This window comes from Roseovarius tolerans, from assembly GCF_028885395.1.
Taxonomy (GTDB): domain Bacteria; phylum Pseudomonadota; class Alphaproteobacteria; order Rhodobacterales; family Rhodobacteraceae; genus Roseovarius; species Roseovarius tolerans.
Map to the genome: position 1 here is coordinate 2671668 of NZ_CP118494.1, position 15238 is coordinate 2686905.

At 64.1% G+C, this 15238-nt stretch carries 18 protein-coding genes and 1 tRNA gene; 2 read left to right on the forward strand and 17 right to left on the reverse strand.

Annotation, left to right across the window (positions count from 1 at the left end):
* Positions 1–21 precede the first annotated feature (21 nt).
* From rplJ to PVU19_RS13190, 12 genes are all read right to left on the reverse strand, one after another.
* Positions 22–540 carry a 50S ribosomal protein L10 gene (rplJ, locus tag PVU19_RS13140; protein ID WP_050663727.1) on the reverse strand — a complete coding sequence of 173 codons (519 nt, stop codon included), beginning with the start codon at positions 538–540 and terminating at the stop codon, positions 22–24.
* A 255-nt stretch (positions 541–795) separates the two neighbouring features.
* Positions 796–1494, reverse strand: a complete 699-nt coding sequence (gene rplA, locus PVU19_RS13145; protein ID WP_050663728.1) for a 50S ribosomal protein L1 — start codon at positions 1492–1494, stop codon at positions 796–798.
* A gap of 1 nt (position 1495) precedes the next feature.
* Positions 1496–1921 (reverse strand): 50S ribosomal protein L11, encoded by a 426-nt coding sequence (gene rplK / locus PVU19_RS13150; protein ID WP_050663729.1) that lies wholly within the window; start codon positions 1919–1921, stop codon positions 1496–1498.
* Between the two features lie 108 nt (positions 1922–2029).
* Positions 2030–2563: a transcription termination/antitermination protein NusG gene (gene nusG / locus PVU19_RS13155; RefSeq protein ID WP_050663730.1), complete on the reverse strand. Its 534-nt coding sequence runs from the start codon at positions 2561–2563 to the stop codon at positions 2030–2032.
* Between the two features lie 190 nt (positions 2564–2753).
* Positions 2754–2951, reverse strand: a complete 198-nt coding sequence (secE, locus tag PVU19_RS13160) for a preprotein translocase subunit SecE (RefSeq protein WP_050663731.1) — start codon at positions 2949–2951, stop codon at positions 2754–2756.
* An 89-nt stretch (positions 2952–3040) separates the two neighbouring features.
* Positions 3041–3649, reverse strand: a complete 609-nt coding sequence (locus PVU19_RS13165; RefSeq protein WP_050663732.1) for a hypothetical protein — start codon at positions 3647–3649, stop codon at positions 3041–3043.
* A 297-nt stretch (positions 3650–3946) separates the two neighbouring features.
* Positions 3947–4022 (reverse strand) — tRNA-Trp (locus PVU19_RS13170).
* 131 nt (positions 4023–4153) lie between these two features.
* Complete coding sequence (locus PVU19_RS13175) at positions 4154–5392, reverse strand: CoA transferase (protein WP_050663733.1); 1239 nt, start codon at positions 5390–5392, stop codon at positions 4154–4156.
* A complete protein-coding gene (locus PVU19_RS13180) occupies positions 5389–6243 on the reverse strand; it encodes an HTD2 family dehydratase (protein WP_050663734.1) in 855 nt (284 codons plus the stop codon). Before PVU19_RS13180 ends, PVU19_RS13175 begins: the two co-directional genes overlap by 4 nt.
* 316 nt (positions 6244–6559) lie before the next feature.
* Positions 6560–6676: an MAPEG family protein gene (locus PVU19_RS19350; RefSeq protein ID WP_338049890.1), complete on the reverse strand. Its 117-nt coding sequence runs from the start codon at positions 6674–6676 to the stop codon at positions 6560–6562.
* Between the two features lie 139 nt (positions 6677–6815).
* A complete protein-coding gene (tuf, locus tag PVU19_RS13185) occupies positions 6816–7991 on the reverse strand; it encodes an elongation factor Tu (RefSeq protein ID WP_274789771.1) in 1176 nt (391 codons plus the stop codon).
* A 147-nt stretch (positions 7992–8138) separates the two neighbouring features.
* Positions 8139–8867, reverse strand: a complete 729-nt coding sequence (locus PVU19_RS13190) for a hypothetical protein (RefSeq protein WP_050664277.1) — start codon at positions 8865–8867, stop codon at positions 8139–8141.
* Positions 8868–8987: 120 nt separating this feature from the next.
* On the opposite strand from PVU19_RS13190, the gene PVU19_RS13195 reads away from it, so the two are divergent.
* Positions 8988–10349: a cytochrome P450 gene (locus tag PVU19_RS13195; protein ID WP_050664276.1), complete on the forward strand. Its 1362-nt coding sequence runs from the start codon at positions 8988–8990 to the stop codon at positions 10347–10349.
* Between the two features lie 258 nt (positions 10350–10607).
* Here PVU19_RS13195 and PVU19_RS13200 read toward each other — a convergent pair whose 3' ends face one another.
* Positions 10608–11483 carry a 3-hydroxybutyryl-CoA dehydrogenase gene (locus tag PVU19_RS13200; RefSeq protein WP_050664278.1) on the reverse strand — a complete coding sequence of 292 codons (876 nt, stop codon included), beginning with the start codon at positions 11481–11483 and terminating at the stop codon, positions 10608–10610.
* Positions 11484–11646: 163 nt separating this feature from the next.
* Here PVU19_RS13200 and PVU19_RS13205 point away from each other — a divergent pair, with 163 nt between their 5' ends.
* Entirely contained in the window at positions 11647–12480 is an 834-nt protein-coding gene (locus PVU19_RS13205) for a DUF6473 family protein (RefSeq protein WP_050664275.1), read from the forward strand.
* A gap of 49 nt (positions 12481–12529) precedes the next feature.
* Here the strand turns inward: PVU19_RS13205 and PVU19_RS13210 are convergent, their stop codons facing one another.
* The 4 genes from PVU19_RS13210 to PVU19_RS13225 form a co-directional block, all read right to left on the reverse strand.
* Positions 12530–13456 carry an electron transfer flavoprotein subunit alpha/FixB family protein gene (locus tag PVU19_RS13210; protein WP_050664274.1) on the reverse strand — a complete coding sequence of 309 codons (927 nt, stop codon included), beginning with the start codon at positions 13454–13456 and terminating at the stop codon, positions 12530–12532.
* Positions 13456–14214: an electron transfer flavoprotein subunit beta/FixA family protein gene (locus PVU19_RS13215; RefSeq protein ID WP_050664273.1), complete on the reverse strand. Its 759-nt coding sequence runs from the start codon at positions 14212–14214 to the stop codon at positions 13456–13458. The genes PVU19_RS13210 and PVU19_RS13215 overlap by 1 nt, the downstream gene beginning before the upstream one ends.
* A gap of 168 nt (positions 14215–14382) precedes the next feature.
* Complete coding sequence (locus PVU19_RS13220; RefSeq protein WP_050664272.1) at positions 14383–14955, reverse strand: cob(I)yrinic acid a,c-diamide adenosyltransferase; 573 nt, start codon at positions 14953–14955, stop codon at positions 14383–14385.
* Positions 14956–14959: 4 nt separating this feature from the next.
* The gene (locus tag PVU19_RS13225) at positions 14960–15166 is read right to left on the reverse strand and encodes a twin transmembrane helix small protein (protein ID WP_050664271.1); all 207 of its coding nucleotides are present in this window, start codon (positions 15164–15166) and stop codon (positions 14960–14962) included.
* Between the last annotated feature and the right edge of the window lie 72 nt (positions 15167–15238).

Here is a 15238-nt window from a genome sequence, read left to right on the forward strand (position 1 = left end):
ACGCGAATGTTACAGTATGCCTTACGCGGCTTCGGCCTTCTCTTCGATGGTCGAAAGGATGCTCGCGATGTTCGAAGCAGGTGCGCCAATGGCCCCCGCGATGTTCGAAGCAGGTGCGCCGATCATGCCTGCAATCGTCGCGATGAGTTCATCGCGCGACGGCAGTTTCGACGTAGCTTCAACACCGGCACGGTCCAGTGCCGTCTCGCCCATTGCCCCACCAAGGATTTCAAACTTCTTGTTGTCCTTGGCAAAGCCCTCCGCGACCTTGGCTGCTGCCACGGGGTCTTCGGAGAAGGTGAGTACGGTCATACCCGAGAGGTAGTCTGCAATGCTTGCGCACGGCTTGCCCTCAAGGGCGATCTTGGCGAGCCTGTTCTTTGCAACACGAACCGATGCCTCTGCCGCACGGGCGCGGGCACGCAGATCCTGCATTTCGGCAACTGTAAGACCCGTGTAGTGGGCAACCACTACGACGCCAGAGCTTTCGAAGATCTGGCCGAGTTCCTCGACCACTTTCTCTTTCTGGGCTCTATCCACAGTTTCACTCCAAATTTGGGGGTTTCCCCCCGGCTCAGTTGTGCCACCCCTTGCAGGGCGGCGTTCGGGTCCAATCTCAGGGTCCCGAGGCCAAGATCACCCGAGGGCAAATGCCCAGGCTGGAAATCTCATCTCGTTCCCCATCTCAGGAAGGAATTATTCACCGCGACTGCGATGAACCCTCCGTCTCGGACAGGACAGGGCCGATTGTGGCCCTGCCATTCGCCCCGGGGTCGAAACCCCGGATGCAAATTCTTATTCGACAGCGGCGCTGCTGACGTCGATCGACACGCCTGCACCCATCGTCGAGGTCAGGCTGATCTTCTTGACATAGGTGCCCTTGGCGCCTGCCGGTTTCGCCTTCTGCACGGCAGAGACGAAAGCGCGGACATTCTCGGCCAGCTTTTCGGCATCAAATGACGCCTTGCCGACACCGGCATGCACGACACCGGCCTTCTCGGCCTTGAACTGCACCTGGCCGCCTTTGGCATCCTTGACCGCCTGCGCCACGTCCATCGTCACCGTACCCACCTTGGGGTTCGGCATCAGGTTGCGCGGGCCCAGCACCTTGCCCAACCGGCCCACGACGGGCATCATGTCGGGCGTGGCGATGCAGCGATCAAACTCGATCTTGCCGCCCTGCACGGTCTCCATCAGGTCCTCTGCGCCGACGATATCCGCACCAGCGGCCTCGGCCTCTTCAGCCTTGGCACCGCGGGCGAAGACGGCGACGCGCACGGTCTTGCCGGTGCCGTTGGGCAGGCCGACGACGCCGCGCACCATCTGGTCTGCGTGACGCGGGTCAACGCCGAGGTTCATCGAAATTTCGACGGTCTCGTCGAATTTCGCGGTGGCGTTACCCTTGATCAGGGCGACCGCGTCTTCGACGGTCAGGTTGTCTTTGCCAGTCGCTGCTTCACGCAGGGCACGGGTCCGTTTTCCAAGCTTTGCCATCTTACTTCACCTCGATGCCCATGGAACGCGCGGAGCCGAGGATGATCTTCATCGCGGCTTCGACGTCGTTCGCGTTCAGGTCCTGCCACTTCGCTTCGGCGATCTCGCGCACCTGCTTGGTGCTCACGGTACCGGCAGAGGCGCGGCCCGGTGTCTTGGAGCCGGATTGCAGCTTGGCGGCCTTCTTGAGGTAATAGGACGCCGGCGGCGTCTTGATCACCATGTCAAAGGACTTGTCCTGATAATAGGAAATCACGGTCGGGCACGGGGCGCCCGGCTCCATGTCCGCGGTCTTGGCGTTGAACGCCTTGCAGAATTCCATGATGTTGATGCCGCGCTGGCCCAATGCGGGGCCGACGGGCGGGCTGGGGTTGGCTTGCCCGGCTTTCACCTGCAGCTTGAGCGTCCCTACGAGTTTCTTGGCCATGTGGCCTCTCCTTTTGGTCCAACACCGTCGGGGCGCGCCCCTTCGGTTCTCTTGTTGTGTGGTCCGGTCCGATGGCCGCGGCCACCTCGCCTCCCACGGCTCACATCATCAGGCCTGTTTGGTGACCTGTGTGAATTCCAGTTCGACCGGGGTTTCCCGGCCAAAGATCGACACCGACACCTTCAGGCGCTGGTTGTCCTCGTCGACATATTCGACCATGCCGTCGAAATCCTCGAACGGGCCGTCATTGACCTTGACCTTCTCGCCCACCTCAAAGTGGATGAGCGTGCGCGGGCTTTCCTCGCCCTCCTGCACGCGGCCGAGAATCGACTGCACTTCGGCGTCGCGCATCGGCATCGGACGGCCCTGCGGACCCAGAAAGCCGGTGACGCGGTTGATCGAGTTGATCAGGTGATAGCCGCGATCCGACATCTCCATATGCACCAGCACATAGCCGGGCATGAAGCGACGTTCGGCAGTCACCTTCTTGCCACGGCGGATCTCGATCACCTCTTCGGTGGGAACCAGCACCTCGTCAATCTCGTCCTCGAGACTGTTGTCGGTGACGGATTGTCTGATCTGCTCGGCGATCTTCTTCTCGAAATTCGAGAGAACACTGACCGAGTACCACCGCTTTGCCATCGTCGCCCTATGCCTTTGTTCTTACCGGCCCAGGCCGGATTTTCGTATTCTTCCAAGCGGTTGCACCCGCACGCTCTGAAACGAAAAGCGGCGCGCAACCCGAATCGCCGCGCGCCATGTCCAGAAGTGTTGCGTCAACTACCTTTGATCGTTCACGAATTCAAGGCCCGGCAACGAATTAATGAGTCGCTCAGCCAAACAGGCCCAGCACGCCCTGCAATCCACTGCGGATACCCAGATCGACCAGCGCAAAGAAGATCGCGGTCAGCGTGGCCATGATAAACACCATGACCGTGGTCAACAGCACCTCGCGGCGGGTGGGCCAAACCACCTTGGCCACTTCCGAGCGGACCTGCTGAATGAACTGAAGCGGGTTCGTGCGTGCCATCTGCGCTGTCTTCCATGATTTCGCTACTGCGCGCCGACATACGCCCGCTGTCCGGCGAATTCAAGGGCCGATGGCCGCCCCTTGACCGACTAGTGCGGATCGCGCGCGATGCGCTCGAACGGATCAGGCCGCCCCTCGAACGGGTCCGGCTCCACCTCACGCGCGGCGCGCAGCCGCGCCACGATATCACGCAGCCGCCCGATGCCGATCTGCGGCAGGGCGATCTCCGCGCCGCCGCGCAGCCGATCGCGCAGACCTGTCATCCGTTCCGGTCCGAAGATGGCAACGCCGATAAGCGCAAGGCAGAACAGCGCGAAGCCCACGATCAGAACCGCTCTCGGCCAGATCAGCACCGCCGCGAAGACCAGCGCCCAGGTCGCATGTCGCGGCTCCGGACGAAACGCCCGAAGCCGGGACCAGAAGCCGACGCGCGCCTTGGGCGCGGCCTTGGCTTTCTGAGGTTTTTTCTTGGCATGTGGCTGAACCGACTGCAGCGCCACCTGTGGCGCAAGATCGGGCAACGTATCGATATTGGCGCGGCGACGATCCTCGTTCATGATCGAGTTGATCGTCGCGATGGCATTCTGCACCGCAATATCGGTCGATGCCGCGTCGGGCGGCGGACGCCCCTCGAATTCCCGATCAGGATGTGGCGGATACAAGTCGGAGCCCCCGGCCCGACGCAAATCGTATTCCATGGCAATAAAACTCTTCTTTCCACGCCCCCACGCGGATCGACGGCCCGAATCCGGGCGGCATGCGTCGATTAATGGTGACGGTGGGGCGCAAATGTGGCGAGAACGTGGCGAGCCTGCGGCGAAAACGGGGCAATTCCGATTTTCACCACATTTAGGCTATATTTTGCGCGCATTTTGCGATTTGGGCGCGCGTCACTCAACCATGGCGGGAGGCTCAAAGCGCTCAAGGCCCCATCAAGACGCGCCCGACTCGCGTGGTGGATGCCACCCGGAGCAAACATGCAGCGATCTGGAAAATGGCAGGGGCAGCAGGGTTCGAACCCGCGACCTACGGTTTTGGAGACCGTCGCTCTACCAGCTGAGCTATACCCCTAGACTGCGGCGGTGTTATTGATTTTCGACACGGGCGTCAAGCGGGTGCCAGACACTAATCGCAGGTCGGGCGGAACGCCCGGCAGATGCGCCACGCGCCCTGTCCTGACCTGCCCCTGACCTCGCGCGGAATCACGCTGCCGGACGCGCCTTGAAACGCGGGCTCTGCACCACGCCGCTGTCGAAAAGCTGTGCGATCTCGGTGTCATCAAGCCCCACAACGTCGCCCAGCACCGCCTCGGTATCGGCCCCCAGAACCGGGGCCGCGCGCGGCGCGCTGCGGCCATGCCCGGAAAAGACCGCCGGATGCCCGGGCACCGGAAATTCGCCCAGCCCCGGCTGATCAAGCGTCTGGAACATCGGGTTCGCCGCGCTCAGGTCGGCATCCTCGACCAGCGCCTCGCGCATGGTGCGAAACACCGACCATGTCAGCCCCGCCGCGTCGAAATCCTCCGCGAATTCACTCACCTCGCGGCTTGCGAACCACGGGCGCAGGATCGCGGTGATCTCGCGGCGCAGTTCCCAGCGCACACCTTCGTCATTCAGATCGCGCCCCGTGCGCTCAGTCAGATCCGTCATCGCCGCATCGGTGCCGGTCGCCTTGACCAGCCCGCGCCATTGCCGGTTGGTTAGGCCAATGACCATCACCCGCCGTCCGCAGGCACAGACGAAATCCTGACCGTAAGCGCCGTAGAGCGCGTTGCCGGATTTCGGCCGGTCGCTGTCATTGACCACCGCATCGCCGATCAGGCCCAGATGACCCATCACCGCCGCCGCCACGTCCTTGAGCGACAGTTCCACCTCCTGGCCATGCCCGCGCCGCAAGCGGTCACGCTCGGCGGCCAGCAGCGCCGACACCACCAATTGCCCGGCCACCAGATCCCAGGCGGGCAGCGCATGCGCCACCGGTTCCGGCCAGCCCACCGGGCCGGTCATCGCGGGCACGCCCAAGGCCGGGTTCACCGTATAATCCACCTGCGGGCGACCCTGCCGGTCGCCCATCAGTGTGACCATGATCAGGTCCTCGCGAAACTTGCTCAGCGTCTCGTAATCCATCCAGCCACGCACCCGCAGATTGGTCAGGAACATCCCCGCATCCTCGCCCGGCGCGGTGACGATCCGGGTGACAAGCTCGCGCCCCTCGGGGCGGCGCATGTCCACGGCGATGGATTTCTTTCCCTTGTTGAGCCCGGCCCAGAAAAGGCTCTGGCCCGAAGGTGCCAGCGGCCAGCGCCCGGCATCGAGCCCGCCTCCGATCCGGTCGAAGCGGATCACCTCGGCCCCCATCTGCGCCAGCGTCATTCCCGCCAGCGGCACCGCGACAAAGGCCGATCCCTCGACCACGCGCATTCCCTTGAGTATTCCGCTCATAGCGTCTCCTCCCATATCGCCGTCGCCTGCATGCATTGATGGCCCTCCTGCCCGCTCATCAGCCGCAGCGCGCCGTCTTCCTCCTCGACCGCCATGATCTCGGCCTCGCGGCTGTCGGTCAACAGCATCGGATGCACCGCCCGAAAATCAAAGAACGCAGGCCTGCGCCCCCGCACACGGGACGCCGCCTGCATCAGCCACGTTGCCTGCAACGGCCCATGCACGACAAGGCCGGGATAGTGCTCGACCTCCTGCGCATAGGGCAGGTCGTAATGAATACGATGCGCGTTGAAAGTCAGCGCCGAGTAGCGAAACAAGAGCGCCTCGCTCAGCGGGCGCACCTCGTGCAGGGCGGCGACCTCCGGCATAGGTTGTTTCGCAGGAGGTGAGAATGCCTCGGGGATATCGAGATAGACGATGTTCTGCACCTCTTCGATGGCCAGCCCGCGCTCGCCGAAGACCTGATGCTCCACCGTCACCAGAACCATCGGTCCGGCGCGGCCCTGCTTTTCCTCGATCCTTGCCAGATGCGAGCGTTGGCGCAGCGCCTCACCCACCCGCAACGGCGCGCCCAGCCTGAGCTGTCCGCTCGCCCACATGCGCCGCGACAGGCGCACCGGCGGCAGGAAATCGCCCAGCACCGGATGCCCGTCCCGCGCCAGTTCGGCAAGCGGCGCGGTCGGGTTGAAGCCACACCAGTGCCAGAGCGCGGGCATGTCCTCGCCCTGCCCCGGCGCAGGCTGTCCGGTAACACCCAGCGTGGCGTGCAATTGCGCCGCCAATGCAGCGGTGATGCCGCCCTCCCTCACCTGACTGCGCCCCGCCCAGGCTGCGATGTTGAGTGTGTCCATATCCCGGTCTCTTCCCTTTGCGCAAAGCCTGCCGAAGATTGGAAAAAAGTCAATAATTCAATACGTTATCAGAATACCGTTGCATGCAGAGCCGACTATGCAGGTGCAGAACACCGCCCCGCGCATTGAAATACATCACGAATTCGCCCCCCACAGGCCACAGCGTGCCGCCGCCGCAGGACCGTACGTGCCGTGATCGCCGCCGCTGCGCGGCGCGGCAGATTGCCCCATTCCAGCGGCCAAAGCCCGAAAACAGCCGCGACCGCCCCGCAAGGGACGGCCCCGATCCAAGGCAGGTCCGTGAGTGTTATCTGCCTCAAAATAGCGCCAGCGCCATGATCACCAGCCCGATGAACCCGGCCATGAACACCACCGAACGCACCATCGCCACGCCCGCGACATAGACCGCAATATAGATAACCCGGCTCAGCACGAAGACCTGCACGCCTCGACGACGGGAGCGAAGACTGGCTGCGCGGGCTGTCTTGATAGAACATCCGTGCTCACGGCCCCACCACAAAAAGAAAAGGGCGCCCCGAAGGACGCCCCTTACAATCACTCTGACCGAAAGATCACTCGATGATCTTCGCGACGACGCCGGCGCCGACGGTGCGGCCGCCTTCGCGGATGGCGAAACGCAGGCCGTCTTCCATGGCGATCGGGGCGATCAGCTCGACCTCGAACTTGAGGTTGTCGCCGGGCATCACCATCTCCGTGCCCTCGGGCAGGTTCACCGTGCCGGTCACATCCGTGGTGCGGAAGTAGAACTGCGGGCGGTAGTTGGCGAAGAACGGCGTGTGACGGCCACCCTCTTCCTTGGTCAGGATATAGGCTTCGGCCTCGAACTTGGTGTGCGGCTTGACCGAACCGGGCTTGCACAGCACCTGGCCACGTTCCACGCCCTCACGGTCGATGCCGCGCAGCAGTGCGCCGATATTGTCGCCCGCCTCGCCACGATCCAAGAGCTTTCGGAACATCTCGACACCGGTGCAGGTCGTCTTGCGGGTGTCCTTGATGCCGACGATCTCGAGCTCGTCACCGACGTTCACGACGCCACGCTCGACCCGGCCGGTCACAACCGTGCCACGGCCGGAAATCGAGAACACGTCCTCGATCGGCATCAGGAAGGGCAGGTCCACGGCGCGCGCCGGCGTCGGGATATACTCGTCCACAGCCGCCATCAGCTCCTTGATCGAGTTCTCGCCGATCTCCGGATCGGTGCCGTTCATCGCCGCCAGCGCCGACCCCTTGACGATCGGAATGTCGTCGCCGGGATAGTCGTAGGAGGTCAGCAACTCGCGGATCTCCATCTCCACCAGCTCCAGCAGCTCCTCGTCATCGACCTGATCGACCTTGTTCATGTAGACGACCATGAACGGAATGCCGACCTGGCGACCCAGCAGGATGTGCTCGCGGGTCTGCGGCATCGGGCCGTCGGCGGCGTTCACCACCAGGATCGCGCCGTCCATCTGCGCGGCACCGGTGATCATGTTCTTGACGTAGTCGGCGTGGCCGGGGCAATCGACATGCGCGTAGTGACGCGTGTCGGTCTCGTATTCCACATGCGCGGTCGAGATCGTGATCCCGCGGGCCTTCTCCTCGGGCGCGCCGTCGATCTGGTCATAGGCCCGGAAATCCCCGAAATACTTCGTGATCGCCGCCGTCAGCGTCGTCTTGCCGTGGTCCACATGCCCGATCGTGCCGATGTTCACATGCGGTTTCGAACGGTCAAACTTTTCCTTTGCCATGGTCGTGGGCGCCTTGTCAGTTGGGGGGCCGTCGTGGCCCGATTGTTGCTCCGCGCGCCGTTTATTGAGTCTGGACGGGAAAATCAAGCCCAACCTCGCCCACGCCTGCCCGCGCGCGGCACGGGCGGCCTGAGCGGCGGCTGCGGATCATTCGATCACGCGCGGTGCGACATCGGGCTCCTCAATGATCTCGACCGCCGCCGTCGCCTGCTCGGCCGGGGTGAGCGGCGCGTCGCCGCTCTCGACACGCGCTGCGGCCTCACCTGCGGCGGGTGTCTCATCGGCAGCGGGTGCCGTGCGCGTCAACTCGTCGTCGCTCTTTTCCGACGCGGGCACACCGTCATCCTCGAACCAGCCGAATTTCTGGTTCTGACGCACCAGCCAGGTCTCGATCTGCTTGGCGGCATTGCGGCTGAGGTTCTGGAGCTGGACCTCCTTGCTCTGGGTCAAGCCGGAGCCGAGAAAGGTCGCGCCCGAAATGCTCTCGACCACGGTGACCATATGCGGCTCGGGGTTGAGCTTTTTGCCCGCCGCGTCATCCCATGCGGTGACATGCAGGATCAGCGCCGATTTCGGCGAGGCCACGATCGGCACCCCCGGCACGGCCAGCACATAGCCCTCGATGCTGACACCCAGGTGATAGAGTTTGGAGCCCTGATAGCGGGTGAACCGGTCGGTCATCGCCTCGGTCACGGCGGCGACCCACTCTTCCTGCGAAGCCTCGCGCGATGCCGGGCCCTTGGTCAGGTTCGGAGCGACGACAACATTGTGCCCCAACTGGAAATTGCCAAGATAGGCAGGCGCCTCATCCAGATCGTTCGGATTGGTGCAGGCGGTGATGAAGATAAGCCCCAGAAGGGCAAGCAAACGCGTCATTCCGTATCATCCCGGACTAGGCAAACTCGCGCCGCAATACCCCAGAGCGCGGCGGCACGCAATCATTTGCCCGGATCGGGCCGTCATCCTATATCTAGGGCAATCGCGCAGAGGTGCCCCATGCCACAGAGCCAGATCACCCGGCCGCCCGTCCGTGTCCCGCTTGTCACCGAACCCCTGGGCGTGCTGGGATCATTACGCGCCGCGCGGCGCAACGTGCTGTCGATCATCCCCGATCTCGCCACCCGCCAGCCGATGGTCTCGGGGCGCACAGGCAAGCGCTGGCACATGGTGATGGACCCGGATGCGATCCGGCGCATGCTTCTGGAAAACCTCGACAATTACCCCAAGTCGCTGGTCACCAAGAACCTGCTGCGCCCGGCGATCGGCGAGTCGCTCTTCATCGCCGAGGGCGCGCATTGGCGCTGGCAGAGGCGCACAGCGGCCCCCGCGTTCTCGCATCGCAACGTGATGAACCTCGCCCCGGTCATGACCGATGCCGCCAAACGCAGCGCCGAGCGTATCGCCGCGACCGGGCCGCGCGCCATCGACATGGCCGCCGACATGGTGCGCACCACCTTCGACGTGATCGCCGATGTCACCTTTTCGGGCGACGGCGGGTTCGATCTCGACGCGGTGCATCGCGGCATCGACGCCTATATCGCCGAGGCGGGCCGTCTGTCGCTCTTCGACATCCTCGGCCTGCCCGACTGGGTGCCGCGCCCGGCGCGGGTGATGTCGGGCGGCGCGATGGCCGAGATGAAGCGCAGCGCCGACGAGGCGGTCGAGGCGCGCCGCGCGCGCGGCCCCCGCGCGGTGCCCGACCTGCTCGACCTGCTGCTCGACGGCGCGGACCCAGAGACCAAGCGCCGGATGAGCACGCCGGAACTGCGCGACAACCTGCTGACCTTCATCGTGGCGGGCCACGAGACCACCGCCCTGGCGCTCGGCTGGTCGCTCTACCTCTGCGCCTATGACCAACAGGTGCAGGACCGCGCCCGCGCCGAGGCGCAAGCGGTGCTAGAGGGCCGCGCCGCCACCGGCGCGGACGTCGCAAAGCTGCCCTTCATCCGTCAGATCATCGACGAGGCGCTGCGCCTCTATCCGCCTGCGGGCCTGATCTCGCGCACGGCGCAGGCGGCCGATACACTCTGCGGGCGCGAGATCCGGCCCGGCGACACGGTGATGATCCCGATCTACGCGCTGCATCGCAACCACCTGCTGTGGGAGGCCCCCGACGCCTTCGATCCCGATCGATTTGCCGACCGCAAAGGCATCCCGCGCTACGCCTACCTGCCCTTCGGTGACGGGCCGCGCATCTGCATCGGAGCCAGCTTTGCGCTGCAGGAAGCGGTGATCGTGCTTGCCACGCTGCTCGCGCGCTTTCGCTTCACGCCGGTGCCCGGGCGCGATCCGGCCCCGGTGATGATCCTGACCCTGCGCCCCGAAGGCGGCGTCTGGCTAATGGCCGAGGCGGTGTGAGTGGCGGCAGGGTTGGACTGAATCTACCATTCAAGCGCAGCGCCAATGCGCGGAATCAAGGTGCCGCAGGCACCGCCGCGCAGCGCCCGACCGCCCCCTCGGGCGGGCGCTTTTTCAACGTTCCAAACCATTGAAAACGCGGGAGTGCTTGGCTGGCATAAAGTGCGGTCCCCCGAGGTTGCGGCGCCCACCCGGCGATCGGGCACCGCGCGGCTTATCTCTGAAACCGTCAACGACAGTTCCAGCCCACCCCTACCCTCACCGCGTCGGCACCGGCTCCTCGCCGCGATAGTCATAGAACCCGCGCCCGGCCTTGCGCCCCAGCCAACCCGCCTCGACATACTTGGTCAACAGCGGACAGGGCCGGTACTTGGTATCCGCCAGCCCGTCATGCAGCACGTTCATGATCGCAAGACAGGTGTCGAGCCCGATGAAATCCGCCAGTTCCAGCGGCCCCATCGGGTGGTTGGCCCCCAGTTTCAGCGACTGGTCGATGGACTGCACGTTGCCCACCCCCTCATAGAGCGTATAGACCGCCTCGTTGATCATCGGCATCAGGATGCGGTTGACGATGAAGGCCGGGAAATCCTCGGCGCTGGCCGCCGTCTTGCCCAGTTTGTCCACCACCGCGCGGCAGGCCTCGAACGTATCCTTGTCGGTGGCGATGCCGCGAATGAGTTCCACCAGCTGCATCACCGGCACCGGGTTCATGAAATGAAACCCCATGAATTTCTCGGGCCGGTCGGTGCGGCTCGCAAGCCGGGTGATCGAGATCGACGAGGTGTTCGAGGTCAGGATCGTCTGCGGCCCCAGATGCGGCAGCAACTCGTCGAAGATCGCCTGTTTCACGGCCTCGCGCTCGGTCGCGGCCTCGATGATCAGGTCGCTCGGGCCCAGATCGGTCAGGGTTTGCGTCGTGGTGATCCGCGCAAGCGCGACCTCGAGCTCGTCTTGGGTGATCTTTTCCCGGCTCACCTGCCGGTCAAGGTTCTTGCGGATCGTCGCCATCGCCTTGTCGAGCGCCTCACGGCTGATATCGTTCAGCGCCACCTCGTAGCCCGCCAGCGCCATGACATGCGCGATCCCGTTGCCCATCTGCCCCGCGCCGACAACGCCGATTGTCCTGATTTCCATCGCCCGATCCTCGTGGTTTTGCCGCGCCAGCATAGGCCCCAGCAGGGCCGGGCCGCAAGGGCCGCGGGTGCCTAAACTTATCCGCGAATTCGACGTTTAAGGGAATGGAAACGGGAATCAGAAAATCCTGCGTCCGGGTGACTTGATATAAGGGGTGGGACCGATGGTCTTCGAACGCATGGGGCGCACGCCCCTTGACTACAAGCCTGTGCGATACGGCACGTCTAAACTTACATTTCGCGGACCGCTGCGTGACCTTTCGGGTGAGTATGTCGCCTGTCTGGGCGGCACCGAGACGCATGGCAAGTTCCTCGACCGGCCCTGGCCTGAACGGCTTGAGGCGGATCTTGGTCGGCCTTGCGTCAATTTCGGCCTGCCCAATGCCGGGCCGGACGTCTTCCTGCGCGATGCGGGATTGCTGGATCTCGTGCGTGGGGCCTCTGCCGTGGTTCTGCAGGTGCCCTGCGCGATGAACCTCTCGAACCTCTATTACGACGTGCATCCGCGCCGCAACGACCGCTTTGTCAGCGCCAGCGCCCGGCTGCGCCGTCTTTATCCGGAGGTGGACTTTACCGAATTCCACTTCACCCGCCACATGATGCGGCGGCTTGCCGCGCTCGCGCCGGAGCGTTTCACGCTGCTGCGCGACAGCCTGCAGGATATCTGGATCGACCGGATGCAGCGCGCCATCGCTCTTATCGACCGGCCCGTCATTCTGTTGTGGCTGGCCAATCACGCCCCGGGGCCGAACCCGAATTCCACAGAGATCTGCGACGATCCGGCCTTTGTGAGCCTTGCGATGATGCGCGCCATCCGCCCGCGCGCCGCCCACCTGACACAGGTGGTGATCAGCAATACCGCGCGCAACCAGGGCACGCGCGGCATGCGTTTCTCACCGATGGAGGAAAGCGCCGCCGCCGACCTGCCCGGCCCGCTCGCCCATGCCGAGGCGGCGCAGGCCCTGCTGCCCGCTCTGCGCGCGCTGACCGAGGCATGAAAAAACCCGCGCCGGTTGGGCGCGGGCCTTGCTCCGGTGTCAAAGGGACTCAGAGCTTTTCAGTCAGTTCCGGCAGGGCGGTGAAGAGGTCAGCCACCAGCCCGTAATCGGCCACCTTAAAGATCGGCGCCTCTTCGTCCTTGTTGATCGCGACGATGATCTTGCTGTCCTTCATGCCGGCGAGGTGCTGAATCGCACCCGAGATGCCGACGGCGACATAGAGATCGGGGGCCACGACCTTGCCGGTCTGACCAACCTGCCAGTCATTCGGCGCATAGCCCGAATCGACTGCGGCCCGGCTTGCGCCCACGGCAGCGCCCAGCTTGTCCGCCAGTTTCTCGATCAGCGCGAAATCGTCCTGGCTGCCGACACCGCGACCGCCCGAGACCACGACACCCGCCGAGGTGAGTTCGGGGCGATCCGAGGCCGCCACCTTATCCTCGACCCATTCGCTCAGGCCGGGATTGTCCGCTGCCGAGATGGTCTCGACCGGGGCCGCCGCCTGTTCGCCCGCCGCATCAAACGTCGAGGTGCGGAAGCTGATGACCTTCTTGGCATCGCGCGATTTCACGGTCTGGATCGCGTTGCCCGCGTAGATCGGCCGCTCGAACGTGTCGGCATCGACCACGCCCGAGGCGTCGGAGATCACCATCACATCCAAGAGCGCCGCGACGCGCGGCAGCACATTCTTGGCGTCGGTCGTGGCCGGGGCCACGATGTGGCTGTAATCCCCCGCGAGGCTGACGATCAGCGCCGCCGTCGGCTCGGCCAGACGATGCCCGAGCGAGCCATCCTCGGCCACCAGCACCTTGGCGACACCGGCGATCTTGGCCGCCGCCTCGCCCGCCGCCGCAGCAGAGGCCCCGGCGCAGAGCACCGTCACATCGCCCAGTTTCGCAGAGGCGGTCACCGCCTTGGAGGTCGCATCGAGATTGAGATCACCATCGGTGACTTCGGCAAGAAGAAGTACAGACATCAGACGGCCCCCGCTTCCTTGAGTTTCGCAACAAGCTCATCGACCGAGCCCACGATTTCGCCGGCCTTGCGGGCCTCGGGCTCTGCCGTGCCGGTGACTTCCAGACGCGGTGTCACGTCCACACCGTAATCGGCGGCGGTCTTCTCATCGAGCGGCTTTTTCTTCGCCTTCATGATGTTGGGAAGGCTGGCATAGCGCGGCTCGTTGAGACGCAGGTCGACCGTGACGATGGCGGGCATGCCCACCTTGATCGTCTGCAACCCGCCATCGACCTCACGGGTCACGAGCGCGCTGTCGCCCTCGATCTCCAGTTTTGAGGCAAATGTCGCCTGCGACCAGCCCAGCAGCGCCGAGAGCATCTGCCCGGTGGCGTTCATGTCATTGTCGATCGCCTGCTTGCCGCAGAGCACGAGGCCGGGGGCCTCTTCCTCGACGATTTTCGCAAGGATTTTCGCCACGGACAGAGGCTCGATATCCTGATGCACATCGTCGGCGGCCACCACGAGGATCGCACGATCCGCGCCCATGGCCAATGCCGTGCGCAGCGTTTCCTGCGCCTGCTTCACGCCGATGGAGACGGCGATCACCTCGTCGGCCTTGCCCGCCTCTTTCAGGCGAATCGCCTCTTCGACGGCAATCTCGTCGAACGGGTTCATCGACATCTTCACATTGGCAAGATCGACACCGCTTCCATCCGCCTTGACGCGAACCTTCACGTTATAATCGATCACGCGTTTGACAGGCACTAGAACCTTCATTGGCATGGTCTCCCTTAAAGTGGTGAAGAGCCGGTCCGACTCTTCGTCTCATTCGTCTCGCGCGTTGATACCGGGTCAGGACGCGCGAAAACAGAGTAAAATCGTCACGTCAGAGCCCGGCGACGTCGCGTTTCGGGCTTTTCACGACAGGATCGTTGCAGGAGTGTTTCAGCGGTTCGCGCCCGGAACCCACAGCACATCCTCCTTGCCGCCGTCATTTGCCATCCGGGCGGCGACAAAGAACCAGTCGCTCAGCCGGTTGAGATAGCGCACGGCAGCGTCGTTCACATGTTCCAATGCCGACAACTCCACCGTCAGCCGCTCGGCCCGGCGCGACACGGTACGGCACAGATGCAGATGCGCCGAGAGCGCGCTGCCGCCGGGCAGGATGAAACTGCGCAGCGGCTCCAGATGCTTGTTCATCGCGTCGATCTCGGCCTCCAGCCGGTCGACTTGCGCGGGCACCATGCGCAGCACCGGATATTCGGACTCTTCGTCCTTTTCCATGTCCGGGCGGCACAGATCGGCCCCCAGATCAAAGAGGTCGTTCTGAATGCGCGCCAGCGCCGCGTCGGTCTCACCCGAGGCATGCAGCCGGGCAAGGCCGAGCGTGGCGTTCAGCTCATCGACGGTGCCATAGGCCGTGACCCGCGCCGAATGCTTGGCCACCCGCGTGCCATTGCCCAGCGCGGTTTCGCCCGCGTCCCCGGTGCGCGTGTAAATCTTGTTGAGAACCACCATCGGCTCAGCCTCCCTGCCTGCGGAAATAAACGAAAATCAGAATGAGAACGATGGCCACGAACTGCGCAATCAGCCGCCACCGCATGTACTTGTTGGACCGTTTGGCATTCTCCACCCCTTCCTTGCCGAAGGTGGCAATGCCGCGGATAAGGATGATCGCCACGACGGCACAGCCCGCAGCCACAAGCAGGAATAACGGGTCTTTCCACATAAGGCGTCCTTTCCGAGTCGGTCACGTGGGGCACATCTAGGCGGGGCGCGGCCAAAAGCGAAAGAGAAAATG

Bases quoted from the DNA above. Each gene is read 5' to 3' on its own strand.
- secE (WP_050663731.1), bottom strand. From the start codon at position 2,951: ATGGCACGCACGAACCCGCTTCAGTTCATTCAGCAGGTCCGCTCGGAA.
- rplK (WP_050663729.1), bottom strand. From the start codon at position 1,921: ATGGCCAAGAAACTCGTAGGGACGCTCAAGCTGCAGGTGAAAGCCGGG.
- nusG (WP_050663730.1), bottom strand. From the start codon at position 2,563: ATGGCAAAGCGGTGGTACTCGGTCAGTGTTCTCTCGAATTTCGAGAAG.
- PVU19_RS13225 (WP_050664271.1), bottom strand. From the start codon at position 15,166: ATGTGGAAAGACCCGTTATTCCTGCTTGTGGCTGCGGGCTGTGCCGTC.
- PVU19_RS13175 (WP_050663733.1), bottom strand. From the start codon at position 5,392: ATGAGCGGAATACTCAAGGGAATGCGCGTGGTCGAGGGATCGGCCTTT.
- rplA (WP_050663728.1), bottom strand. From the start codon at position 1,494: ATGGCAAAGCTTGGAAAACGGACCCGTGCCCTGCGTGAAGCAGCGACT.
- PVU19_RS13215 (WP_050664273.1), bottom strand. From the start codon at position 14,214: ATGAAGGTTCTAGTGCCTGTCAAACGCGTGATCGATTATAACGTGAAG.
- PVU19_RS13200 (WP_050664278.1), bottom strand. From the start codon at position 11,483: ATGGAAATCAGGACAATCGGCGTTGTCGGCGCGGGGCAGATGGGCAAC.
- PVU19_RS13180 (WP_050663734.1), bottom strand. From the start codon at position 6,243: ATGGACACACTCAACATCGCAGCCTGGGCGGGGCGCAGTCAGGTGAGG.
- PVU19_RS13190 (WP_050664277.1), bottom strand. From the start codon at position 8,867: ATGACGCGTTTGCTTGCCCTTCTGGGGCTTATCTTCATCACCGCCTGC.
- PVU19_RS13195 (WP_050664276.1), top strand. From the start codon at position 8,988: ATGCCACAGAGCCAGATCACCCGGCCGCCCGTCCGTGTCCCGCTTGTC.
- PVU19_RS13220 (WP_050664272.1), bottom strand. From the start codon at position 14,955: ATGGTGGTTCTCAACAAGATTTACACGCGCACCGGGGACGCGGGCGAA.
- PVU19_RS13165 (WP_050663732.1), bottom strand. From the start codon at position 3,649: ATGGAATACGATTTGCGTCGGGCCGGGGGCTCCGACTTGTATCCGCCA.
- PVU19_RS13210 (WP_050664274.1), bottom strand. From the start codon at position 13,456: ATGTCTGTACTTCTTCTTGCCGAAGTCACCGATGGTGATCTCAATCTC.
- PVU19_RS13205 (WP_050664275.1), top strand. From the start codon at position 11,647: ATGGTCTTCGAACGCATGGGGCGCACGCCCCTTGACTACAAGCCTGTG.
- tuf (WP_274789771.1), bottom strand. From the start codon at position 7,991: ATGGCAAAGGAAAAGTTTGACCGTTCGAAACCGCATGTGAACATCGGC.